The following is a 10,902-nucleotide window of genomic DNA, read 5'->3' on the forward strand; positions in this document are numbered from 1 at the left end:
GCCCGCCGCCGTGGTGGGCAGCCTGCACGTCTGCCCGGTACCGCCGCACGCGGCCCTGGGGCCGGGGAACGTGCTGGTGCCGAACCCGGCCGCCGTCACCGGGGGTGCGGTGCTTATCGGCGGACTGCCCGCCGCGCGGGCCCGCGACCGGGCGGCGTGCGGCGCGACCGTCCTGACCGGTGCGCCGGACGTGCTGATCGGAGGTCTGTGATGGGTGATCGGTTCATCGGGCGCGGCTGGGCGTTCCCGCTGCGGGTCGGGCCGACCGGCGGGATCGCCATGGTCGAGCGGGAGCGGGAACTGGAGGAAGCCATCCGCCTCGTGCTGGGCACCGCGCCCGGCGAGCGACCGATGCGGCCCGACTTCGGCTGCGGCATCCACGAGTACGTCTTCGCCCCCGGCGACGGCGTCACCGCCGGGCGGATCGCCCAGCAGGTGCGCGAGGCGCTGGAGCGCTGGGAGCCGAGGATCGCGGTGGACGAGGTCGTCGTGGCCTTCGACGCGGTGGAGACGGCCACCCTCTACATCGACGTGCGCTACACGGTGCGCACCACCAACGACCGGCGCAACCTGGTCTTCCCCTTCTACACGATCCCCTCCGAGGAGGGGACCGAGGAAACGGTCGCGGACTGATGGCCCTGCCCTCCCCCAACCTGGACGACCGACGGTTCCAGCAGCTCGTCGACGAGGCGAAGCGGTACGTGCAGCAGCGCGCCCCGGAGTGGACCGACCACAACGTCTCCGACCCGGGCGTCACCCTGATCGAGACCTTCGCCTATCTCGTGGACCAGCTGCTGTACCGGCTGAACCGGGTCCCGGACAAGAACTACCTGGCCTTCCTGGACCTGTTGGGCATCCGGCTGTACCCGCCGTCGGCGGCCGTCGCCGAGGTCGACTTCTGGCTGTCGGCCCCCCAACCGGAGACGGTGACGCTGCCCGCGGGCACCGAGGTGACGACCGCGGCCGGCGAGACCGAGGCGGCCGTGGTCTTCGCCACCACCGACGACCTGCGCATCGTGCCGAGCGAGCTGACCCGGCTGGTCACCGCGCCCCGCACCGGTGAGCAGACCGACCGGACGGGTGCGCTGGCCGAGGGCCGGGACGTCCCGTGCTTCCAGGCCGCGCCCGAGCCCGGCGACGCACTGCTGTTCGGCCTGCCGACGGCGGTGCCGCGCTGCGTGGTCGCGGTCCGCCTGGACAGCCGCGTCGAGGGCGTCGGCGTCGACCCGCGCCAGCCCCCGCTGGTGTGGGAGGCGTGGGACGGCGGCCGGTGGCAGCGCTGCGAGACCGGCTCCGACACCACCGGCGGGTTGAACCGGCCCGGTGAGGTCATCGTGTACGTTCCGGCCGGACATACGGCGTCGCTGGTCAACGGGACCCGGGCGGGCTGGCTGCGCTGCCGGGTCACCGAGGCGGAGCCGGGGCAGCCGTTCTACTCCGAGTCGCCGACGGTGCGCGAGGCCGCCGTCTTCACCGTCGGCGGCACGACGGCCGTGGAGCACGCCGAGCGGGTGACCGACGTACCGCTCGGCGTGTCGGAGGGGGTGGCGGGGCAGTCCTTCCGGCTCGGCCGCCCGCCCGTGCTGCTCGACGGGGAACCCCCGGTGGTGGAGGTGTCCTCGCCGGACGGCTGGCAGCGCTGGGAGGTGGTGGAGCACTTCGGGCACTCGGGACCGGCCGACCGGCACGTCCGGGTGGACGCCACCACCGGCGAGTTCGCGTTCCCGCCGGTGCTGCGCGAGGCCGACGGCACCCTGCGTCCGTGCGGGGCCGTACCGGCCAAGGGCGCCCGGATCCGCGTGGCCCACTACCGCACCGGCGGCGGCCCGGCGGGCAACGTCTCCCGCGGCGCGGTCTCCGTCCTGCGCAGCTCCGTCCCGTACATCGCCCGGGTCGTCAACCGGGAGGCGGCGCGCGGCGGTGTCGCCGGGGAGACCGTCGACAACGCCAAGTTACGGGCACCGGAGACGCTGCGCATGCAGGAGCGCGCGGTGACCGCCGAGGACTACGAGGTCATCGCCCGGCAGGCGGCACCCTCGGTGCGCCGGGTTCGCTGCCTGCCCGACCTGGACGCGGGTGCGGGCGCGGTACGGGTCCTGGTGGTACCGGACGCGGTGGCCGACGAGGGCGGCCGGCTGCGCTTCGAACAGCTGATCCCGTCCGACCAGGTCCTCGCCAGGATCACCGCGGCCCTCGACGAGCGGCGCCTGATCGGCACCCGGCTCCTCGTCGAGCCGCCGTTCTACCAGGGCGTCACCGTCGTCGCCCGGCTCTCGGCACCGGCCGCGGACGCCGACCGGGTGCGCGACGCGGCGCTCGACGCGCTCTACCGGCACCTCGACCCCCTGCGCGGCGGACCCGGCGGAACGGGCCGGCCGTTCGGGCGGCCCGTGCAGTACGGGGAGCTGTTCGGCGTGCTGCAACGCGCCGTCGGGGAGGTGGTGGTGGAGGAGATCCGGCTGTTCGCCGCCGACCCGGTGACGGGTCGGCGCGGCGCCCCGGTGGACCGGATCGACGTCGGCGCGGGCGCGCTGGTCTTCTCCTACCAGCACCAGGTGGTCGTGACCGCGCGGGAGCCGGAGGTGCGCGGATGAGCCGGGCCGCCGTCCCTGACCTGCCCAGTCGGCACCCGATCGGCGAGCAGCTGCCCGCGCTGTACGCCGACGACGACTTCGCGCAACGGTTCACGGCGGGGCTGGACACCGTCCTGGCCCCGGTGTTCACCACCCTCGACAACCTGCCCTCGTACTTCGATCCGCGACTGGCGCCGGCCGACTTCCTGGCCTGGCTCGCCACCTGGGTGGGCGGCACCGACGACCCGCGCTGGCCGCTGGCGCTGCGCCGCGAGGCGGTCGCCCGCGCGGTGGAACTGCACCGCTGGAGCGGCACCCGGCGCGGCCTGGTCGAGGCCCTGCGCCTGGTGCTGGGCGTGTCCGCCGAGATCGCCGGGGACGGCGGGGCCGCCTGGTCGAGCACGGCCGGTGGCGCGCTGCCGCCCGCCCCGGCCGACGAGGTGGTCGTCCGGGTGTGGCCTCGGCAGGGCGGAGCGGTGGACGCGGCGCACGAGGTGGACGCTGCGCACGAGGTCGACGCGGACCGGGTCCGCGCGCTGGTCCGGCGCCTGTGCCCGGTCCACACGGTCTGCCGGGTGGAGGTCCTACCGGGACCGCCCACGAGTGAAGAGGGGTGACAGTGATGCGCGAGTGTCCCGCGTGCGGGGCGTCCAACGGCCCGACGGACAGCTTCTGCGGCAACTGCGGCTCGTACCTGGACTGGTCGGACACCCCGGCGGCCCCTGCTGCCGACCCCTCACTTCCCTCCGAACCTTCCCCACCCGACCCCTCGCCTCCCTCCGAACCCTCACCACCTGCCCCCTCACCTCCTGCCGAGCCCCCTCGCCCCGCCGACCCTCCTCCCCCCGACTCGCCACAGCCCGTGCGGCCGGCGAAGGCCGTCGCACCGCGTCCGGTCGTCCGGCCGGTCCCGGTGGACGAGGACGCCGCCGGGACACCCTGTCCCTCCTGCGGCACGCCCAACCCGCCCGACCGCCGTTTCTCCCGCCGCTGCGCGACCCCGCTCACGCCCGGTACGGCCCCGCCGCCGCTCCCCTGGTGGCGGAGGATCCGGCCCTTGCGCCGCCGCACCCGGGCCGGTTCGGGGCGGACGACGCGCTTCCTGGTGATCCTGGCCGTGGTGCTGGCCCTGTGCGCGGGCGGCTTCCTGCTGCTGCCGGCCGGCCGGCACCTGATCGAGGACACCCGGGACAAACTGGGCAAGAGCAAGCCGGTGACCCCGGTCCGCGTGGAGGCGAGTGCCGAGGTACCCGGCCACCCGGCCGGCAACGCCACGGACGGGCTCAGCAACCGCTACTGGGGCGCACCGGGCCCCGGCGCCTCGCTCACCTACACCTTCGCCAAGCCCTTCCGCCTGGTGGCCGTGATCGTCACCAACGGCGCCTCGACCTCGCCCGAGGACTACACCCGCGAGGGCCGGGCCCTGCGGATCGACCTGGAGGTGACGGCCTCGGACGGCCGGAAGACGGTCGAGAAGCTGACCCTGGTCGACAAGCCCGGCCCGCAGACCTTCCCCACCGGCATCAGCGACGCCACCACCGTCCGCCTGACCCTCGACTCCCCCGCCGGCCTGGACGGCGACCGCCATCTCGCCCTGGCCGAGCTGGAGTTCTTCCAGCGGAGCTGAGTCCCCGCGCGTGCGCCGTGCTCACGGGTCTCACCGTGATGTTCACGATCGGCAGGGCCCAAATGGCCTCACTTTCAAGGGTTTCGCACCCGGCTGCCAGCTGCAACCGGGCGGCTCCCGCCTCTGGCCGTCGGGCGCGGGCCCGGACGGGACAGCAGGCCGGTGGGTGTTCCGACCGTCGACACGTCGAGCCGTCGGCCCCGGGCTGCACACCTCCGGCCCGGCGCGTGGGAGCCGGGGCGGCGCGTCGAGCCGGTGGCCTACTGCCTGGCACACAAACGGGTCCCCGACGCGCCCGCCACCGCGGCGCCCGTGCTCGACGTCCTGGAGGTCAAGGCCGTGCCCAAGCCGCGGAACCCCTGTCGCGACGCGCCGCCCGGGAGCGACGCTTCCTGAGGAGCGAGGGCGCCGCTCCCGCCGTCCTGGCGGCGCCCAGCGCTCCGCGTCCCCCCTGCATGAAATAACCCGTTGGTCCGGCGGGCGCCCGGCTGGTAGCGTCCGGCACGCCGTGAAGGAACGCGAGGAGGTGAGACCCATGAAGGCTGTATCCGGGTGGGTGCTCCCCCATGTCGTCACGGCGGGCGATTGACACAGGTGTCGCCGGGAGCGCCTCGACATGGCTCTCCGAAAGGCAACACCGATGAACTCCCTTCCCTCCCAGCCCTGGTCCGACAACCGGCCGCCCGTGGTGACCCGGGTCACCGACACCGAGTGGCACGCCGTCGAAGACGGCCTGCCGGTCGGCCGCGGCGATGCCTCGCAACGGCCCGACGGGCGGCTGTTCGTCAGCGTCGACGCCTGGCACGCCCCGGCCTTCGACCGGATCGCCGCCGCGATGACCGCCGCCCTGCCCGCACCGCTGTACGCGGTCGTCGACGAGACGGACCACGAATCGACCGCGGCCTGGCACCGCGCCGGCTTCACGACCGGACGACGCGAGTGGGGCTATGTGGTGCCCACCGATCCCCGGGTCACCGGACTGGGACCGGTGACGCCCCCTGCGGGGGTGACCCTCGTCCCCGCCGGGGAGGCCGAGGAGGCGCCGCTGCGGACCCTGGACCGCCTGGTCCGCGCGGAGGTCGAGGCCGGCGCGGGCTGGCGGACCATGCCGGCCGAGGTCCTGCCCCGGCCGGCCTGGTCCACCATGGCCGATCCGTCGAAGTACGCCGTGGCACGGGAGGCCGACCGCTACGTGGGAATGGTCCGGGTGGCACCGCTGACCCGGCAGCCGCGGATCGGGCTGATCGCCGTCCTGGCCGAGCGGCAACGCCGGGGCATCGCCCGGGCCCTGCTGGCACACACTCTGGCCTCCCTGCACCGCGCCGGCACGGTGTCGGCCTGGGCGGAGGCCGACGAAGCAAACCCGGCGGCCACCGCGCTGCTCGAAAGCATCGGCGCCCGGCGCACGGGCGGCGCCGCCCTGGAGCTCGTGCGCCCCTGACTCCCCACCCCGTGGCCAGGACGCGGGCCGGCTCCATGCCCGGCCCGCTCCCGGCCCCCGACAACACGACCGTCCCCGGACGGAGAAGTGAGACAGCATGGCGAAAACAGCAGGCGGCATCGAAGTCGAGGGCACCGTCACGGAGTGCCTGCGCAATGCCACCTTCCGGGTGGAGCTCCAGAACGGGCACACCGTCCTGGCCCACATCAGCGGGAAGATCCGGAAGAACTACATCAAGATCCTCCCCTTCGACCGGGTCCTCGTCGAGATCAGCCCGTACGACCTCACCCGCGGCCGGATCCGGTACCGGTACCGCTCGTAGCGGTACGACCGGACGTCCCGGGTCGCCGGCCCGGGGAAGGGCACCGGGAGGAAACGGGTCGGGGTCGTGGCCGCCGAGCAGCAAGGGGCCGCGACCCCGACCGGACCGCAGCGGGGCACCGCCGAAGTTCGTGCGGGGGCACCGGCGCCTGCCCCATCGGGCAGTGTCGGCGTGTCGCCGCCCGCTCCCTGAAAGCACTCCGTTGACACTGAAGTTGGTCTAGTCCACCTTGGTGGAGCAGGGCCACTGGCAGGGAGGCCGCATGCGCGGCGGGGGACGTCGGCGTGGAGGTCCGCCCGGGACGCCGTTCTGGCGTCGGCGTACGCCAAGCGCACGCCGTCCAGCGCCCAACCGACCGCCGCCGTACCGAATCTGACGATCAGACGGAGAGTTCCACAGATGCAACGAGTCTGCCTCGCCCTGCCCACCATGCGTTCCTGCCCCGGTACCATCGTGGACCTCGCCGAGGAGGCGGCCTACGCCGTCGCGACCTTCGGGGTCGAGGTGCACCTCCTCGTCCTCGACACCACCGACGAGGCCGAGTTCGCGAAGAACGCGGACGCCGTGGCCGCGCTGGTCCCCACCCCCGGCGTCTTCGTCCACCACCTCGGCAACGCGCAGCAGCGGGAGTTCCTGCGCGGGGTGGCCGAGCGCTCCGGTGGCGCCGACCCCGAGCTGCTGCTCGACCTGATGCTTCCGCCGGCCGTCGCGTACGGTTCCTGCGTCAACCGGCTCTTCCTCGCCGCGGCCGCCCTGGGCTGCACCTCGACGCATCTGCGCAACGACGACGCCGACTTCCAGGTCGTCGACGGCGAGAAGGTCTTCCCGATCCACCACGAGCTGCTCTCGATCGGCCGGCCGGCCGGCGAGGCGGCGGCCGTCGTGACCCGCTCCGAGCTCGACCCGGCCGACGCCGACCTGCCGGTGATGCTGGTCAGCGGCTCCTTCCTCGGCGAACTCAACGTGGACATCGGCGAGATCCTCGAACTGGACCCGGCCGTCTACCGCGACCTGGTGCGCCTGTGGACCCCGCCGGTGTGGTCGGACGAGGAGCGGGACGCGATGGTGGACCTCTCCTTCAAGGGCGTCGGCGCCGAGCCGTTCGACGCCGACGAGTCCGTGCTGGGCGTGCCCGACATCTGGAACGTCTACATGTGCAACATCGCGCTGGACCACCGGGCCTACGAGGTGCTGCCGCTGCTGCCCTCGATCGAGACCATCGGCTGCGACTACGCCCTGCTGCACGCGCTGGTCCACTCGCAGTCGCCCGGTGTCGTCCACAACCGCCACATCGTCAACTACTACACGCCCGAGCGCCGCATCGGCGCCGGCTTCATCTCGTACCAGATGCGGTTCGTGAAGTTCCTGCTCTCGATGCTGTACCTGTACCCGGTCTACGGCGGGATGATCGACCACGGCCGCGGGCTGCTGGACGAGCAGCACCGGCTGAAGGTCGAGCCGATCCTCGACCTGGTGCGGGGCAGCGTCGACTGGGACCGGGCCGGGAACGAGCACTGCCTGGACGTCCTGGACCGCTCCTACCGCAAGCTGGGCGGCAAGTACGCCGAACTCGCGGACGTGGTGGCCGGGAAGCGGCAGCAGCTGATGGACGAGGCGCAGGAGGACGCCGAGCGCTGGGCGGTGCTGGTGGAGTCCTGGGCCGGGATGGTGGCCGCCGCCCGTGCCGAGGGCCTGCGCCCCGGCCTGGACGGGGCTGCCGGGTGAGCGAGGACTTCCTGATCCGGCAACTCGCCGACGAGGACTGGGACGCCGTGGTCGCGCTGGAGCACGACGCCTACGCGGCCGACGGCCTGTCGGAGGGGCGGGAGGCGCTGCAGTCCCGCGCCGTCGCCTCACCGGAGACCTGCTTCGTGCTGGAGCAGCGCGGCACCGTCCGCGGCTACCTGCTGAGCCTGCCGTACCCGCCGCTGCGCTGCCCTGACCTCGCCCGGGCGGAGGACACCGCGTTCGAGTCGGACAACCTGCATGTGCACGATCTGGTGATCGCCGAGGACCTGCGCGGCCGGGAGGTCGCGCTCGGGTTCATGCGGCACTTCCGGACCCGGGCCGAGGAGTTGGGCTTCGCGCAGATCTCGATGGTCGCGGTGCGCGGGGCGGACATCCTGCTGCGGATCATCGGCTACCGCTCGCACCGGGAGGTGGCCGTCCCCGCGTCCTACGGGCGGCGCGCGGTCTACATGTCGATGCCGGTGCGCTGATTCCGCGGGGCACCCCCGGCCCCGGTCGACACTGCCCGACGTTCCCGGCGCGCATGCGCCGGGAACCGTCCTCGTCGGAGGCGATCGTGCGGGGGGAGGACGCAGGAGGATCTCGCACCCGCCCGGGCCGGGATCAGGCCGGGTAGTGGATGGAGCCGAGGGGCGGGCAGGGGGCGAGGGCCGTCGAGGCGCCGGGGCGTTCGACGAAGGCCCGGGCCTGGGCGGCGTGGTGGCGGCGGGTGTCGAGGTCGTCGGCGTACCGGGCGTCGTACCGGGCGCGGGCGGGGTCCCAGGTGCCGTCGATGAGGTCGAGGGCGGTGTTGCCGGCGCTGCGCTGGAACTCCGCCTTCACGGCGCTCTGCTGGAGCGCGCCCTGGATCACGGCGAGGTGGATGCGGGTGATCAGGACGCCGGGGGTGTTCGGCTCGCGGGTGGGCAGGGGGGCCTGCGGGAGCAGGGACACCCCGGTGTCGAGGCGGCCGATGTTGTCGACGGTCGCGGTGCGGGCGTCGCTCACCGCGATCTGCATCTCCCGGTGCAGCCAGAAGAACTCGTCCAGGTCCGCCTGGGTGACGCGCATACGCCCGTAGGCGGCCCGGAAGCGGGGGTCCTGGTGCAGCGGGCGCACGGTGGGGACGTGGAGTGCCACGCAGTCGTTGTAGCCGCCGTCCACCGCGGCGTCGAGGTGGCGCAGGCCGAGGTCCACCTGCCCCTGGGCGACGGCCAGGTCGGACAGATCGGCGTGGGCCGCGGCGGCGAGCCACGCGCCGCCGGGGCCGAGGGCCGAGGCGCGCGCGACGACGTCGTGGAGGCCCGCCACCACGTCGACGCCGCTGTTGGTCAGGTGCCCGAGCAGCAGGTCGTGCAGGCGGGAGATCAACGAGTTGACGGTGGTGGCCATGGCTCTCCTCGGCAGTGAACGGACGCAAGGTCAACAATGAGGAGCGGCCGCGCCCTTGATCCGGTTCCCGGCGGATCCGGGCGGCCTCAGCCCAACTTCTGCAGCACGATGTACTGGTCCGGCTTGAGCAGGTCCGTGCAGTACTGGAGGCCGCCGTCCGGCTGCATCCTGATCTGCCGGTAGACCGACCGGTCGGTGATGCACTGGTCGCCGGGCGAGGAGCCGGTCGCCCGGGACGCGTAGGTCACGCGGTTCTCGTCGGCCTCGGAGAGCGTCCAGGCGCCTTCGCACCAGGTGCCGGTGCTGGGCGTCTCGGCGCGGATCTTGCTCTTCTCCTCGCTCTGCGCCGACTGGACGATGGTGAGGGTGACGGTGGTGACGTCGCCGTTGGCGGCCGTGCGCTGACCGATCCACTTCCCGAGGTACTTGGCGGGGACGATGCCCGGCCCGGCGGTCGTCGCGGACGGGACGGGAGTGGACACGGCGGGCGCGGACGCGGCGGGAGCGGACGTCCCGGGCTCCGAGGCGGCGTTCTGCTGCTCCTGCCCGCGCAGCCGGTCGAGCAGCAGGTACCCGCCGCCGCCCAGCAGCAGGACGGCGACCAGCCCGGCCGCCAGGGCGCCGTACCCCCGCCGGGGCGACCTCGCGCGGCCCGGCGACGCCGACCAGGTCGGCAGCGGCGGCGGGGGCGGGGGCTGCGGAAGCTGGAGCGGGGTCACGGCCGAGGCCGGCGCGGGGGCCGGGCCCGGGGCCGTCCAGCCCGTCCCCCGCTCCCCCTCCAGGTCCAGCAGCTGCACGGCGCTGCGCCCGACCGCCGCCGCCAGCCCCGGCGGCAGCCAGTCCCCGCGCCCGAGCCGGGCGGCGGCCGCGCCGTCGCCGTCCAGGAACCGCCGCAGCTGCCCGGGCGCCGGGCGGGCGGCGGGGTCCTTGGCCAGGCAGGCGCGCATCACGGCGTACAGCGGGCCGGACAGGCCGGAGAGGTCGGGTTCCTCGTGCAGCACCCGGTAGAGCAGGACCGGCGCGCTCACCCCGGAGCCGAACGGCATCGTGCCCGTCGCCGCGAACGCGAGCACCGCGCCGAGCGAGAAGACGTCGCCGGCCGGGCCGGCGGGCAGCCCGTTCGCCTGCTCCGGTGACATGAAGCCCGGCGAGCCGAACACCTGGCCGGACCGGGTGAGCCCGGCGGTGGAGTCCAGCGCGCGGGTGATGCCGAAGTCGATCAGCCTCGGCCCGTCCAGGGTCAGCAGCACGTTCGACGGTTTGACGTCCCGGTGCACCAGCCCGAGGCCGTGCACATGGGCGAGCGCCTCGGCGAGGCCGACCCCGAGGGCGCGGACGGCGGGGTCGGGCAGCGGCCCGAACTCCCGCACGGCGGTGCTGAGCGCGGGCCCGGCGACGTAGCCGGTGGCCACCCAGGGGTGCCCGCTCTCGGTGTCCGCGTCCAGGACCGGTGCCGTCCACACCCCGCCGACCCTCCGGGCCGCCGCCACCTCGTGCCGGAACCGGGCCCGGAACTCCGGGTCCCCGGCCAGGTCGCGATGGACCAGCTTGACGGCCACGGTCCGCCCGCCGGTGGTCCGGCCCAGGTAGACCCGGCCCATCCCGCCCGAACCGAGCCTGCCCAGCACCCGGTACTCGCCCACCCACTGCGGATCGTCCGCTTCCAGCGGCTCCACGCCTGCACTCCCCTCGCCCCGGAGCAGCCTCCCAGCCGCCCCTCCGGGGCCGACGCTACCGCCCCGGGACCACCTGCGGACCGGCAGAACGATCACGAAATCGTCGCCGGACGTCCACGCGCCCCGGGGAGCCGGGTCGGGAC

The 10,902-nt window shown here is 74.2% G+C and carries 11 protein-coding genes; 9 read left to right on the forward strand and 2 right to left on the reverse strand.

The features are described from left to right. The 9 genes from VR45_RS34520 to VR45_RS34560 form a co-directional block, all read left to right on the forward strand. Positions 1-211 (forward strand): PAAR domain-containing protein (locus VR45_RS34520; protein ID WP_045943859.1); only part of this gene is annotated, 211 nt, incomplete at its 5' end. Continuing rightward, positions 211-633, forward strand: a complete 423-nt coding sequence (locus VR45_RS34525; RefSeq protein WP_030307173.1) for a GPW/gp25 family protein — start codon at positions 211-213, stop codon at positions 631-633. The genes VR45_RS34520 and VR45_RS34525, both read left to right, overlap by 1 nt. Further along, positions 633-2,594 (forward strand): putative baseplate assembly protein, encoded by a 1,962-nt coding sequence (locus VR45_RS34530; protein WP_045943860.1) that lies wholly within the window; start codon positions 633-635, stop codon positions 2,592-2,594. Before VR45_RS34525 ends, VR45_RS34530 begins: the two co-directional genes overlap by 1 nt. Continuing rightward, complete coding sequence (locus VR45_RS34535; protein WP_045943861.1) at positions 2,591-3,190, forward strand: phage tail protein; 600 nt, start codon at positions 2,591-2,593, stop codon at positions 3,188-3,190. The genes VR45_RS34530 and VR45_RS34535 overlap by 4 nt, the downstream gene beginning before the upstream one ends. Before the next feature lie 440 nt (positions 3,191-3,630). Then, a complete protein-coding gene (locus VR45_RS50855; RefSeq protein WP_353612747.1) occupies positions 3,631-4,200 on the forward strand; it encodes a zinc ribbon domain-containing protein in 570 nt (189 codons plus the stop codon). Between the two features lie 640 nt (positions 4,201-4,840). Continuing rightward, the gene (locus VR45_RS34545; RefSeq protein ID WP_045943863.1) at positions 4,841-5,641 is read left to right on the forward strand and encodes a GNAT family N-acetyltransferase; all 801 of its coding nucleotides are present in this window, start codon (positions 4,841-4,843) and stop codon (positions 5,639-5,641) included. Positions 5,642-5,738: 97 nt separating this feature from the next. After that, complete coding sequence (gene infA / locus VR45_RS34550; RefSeq protein ID WP_045943864.1) at positions 5,739-5,963, forward strand: translation initiation factor IF-1; 225 nt, start codon at positions 5,739-5,741, stop codon at positions 5,961-5,963. Positions 5,964-6,362: 399 nt separating this feature from the next. Continuing rightward, a complete protein-coding gene (locus VR45_RS34555) occupies positions 6,363-7,688 on the forward strand; it encodes a DUF6271 family protein (protein WP_045943865.1) in 1,326 nt (441 codons plus the stop codon). Further along, entirely contained in the window at positions 7,685-8,182 is a 498-nt protein-coding gene (locus VR45_RS34560) for a GNAT family N-acetyltransferase (RefSeq protein ID WP_045943866.1), read from the forward strand. The genes VR45_RS34555 and VR45_RS34560 overlap by 4 nt, the downstream gene beginning before the upstream one ends. A gap of 133 nt (positions 8,183-8,315) precedes the next feature. Here VR45_RS34560 and VR45_RS34565 read toward each other — a convergent pair whose 3' ends face one another. Continuing rightward, positions 8,316-9,083, reverse strand: coding sequence for a hypothetical protein (locus VR45_RS34565; RefSeq protein WP_045943867.1), 768 nt, complete (start codon positions 9,081-9,083; stop codon positions 8,316-8,318). A gap of 86 nt (positions 9,084-9,169) precedes the next feature. Beyond that, the gene (locus tag VR45_RS42970; RefSeq protein ID WP_052709602.1) at positions 9,170-10,759 is read right to left on the reverse strand and encodes a serine/threonine-protein kinase; all 1,590 of its coding nucleotides are present in this window, start codon (positions 10,757-10,759) and stop codon (positions 9,170-9,172) included. Between the last annotated feature and the right edge of the window lie 143 nt (positions 10,760-10,902).

This window comes from Streptomyces sp. NRRL S-495 (assembly GCF_000966955.1).
Classification (GTDB): Bacteria; Actinomycetota; Actinomycetes; order Streptomycetales; family Streptomycetaceae; genus Kitasatospora; species Kitasatospora purpeofusca.

Coding starts and splice junctions, on each gene's coding strand:
- VR45_RS34525 (WP_030307173.1), top strand. CDS start 211: ATGGGTGATCGGTTCATCGGGCGCGGCTGGGCGTTCCCGCTGCGGGTC.
- VR45_RS34530 (WP_045943860.1), top strand. CDS start 633: ATGGCCCTGCCCTCCCCCAACCTGGACGACCGACGGTTCCAGCAGCTC.
- VR45_RS34535 (WP_045943861.1), top strand. CDS start 2,591: ATGAGCCGGGCCGCCGTCCCTGACCTGCCCAGTCGGCACCCGATCGGC.
- VR45_RS34545 (WP_045943863.1), top strand. CDS start 4,841: ATGAACTCCCTTCCCTCCCAGCCCTGGTCCGACAACCGGCCGCCCGTG.
- infA (WP_045943864.1), top strand. CDS start 5,739: ATGGCGAAAACAGCAGGCGGCATCGAAGTCGAGGGCACCGTCACGGAG.
- VR45_RS34555 (WP_045943865.1), top strand. CDS start 6,363: ATGCAACGAGTCTGCCTCGCCCTGCCCACCATGCGTTCCTGCCCCGGT.
- VR45_RS34565 (WP_045943867.1), bottom strand. CDS start 9,083: ATGGCCACCACCGTCAACTCGTTGATCTCCCGCCTGCACGACCTGCTG.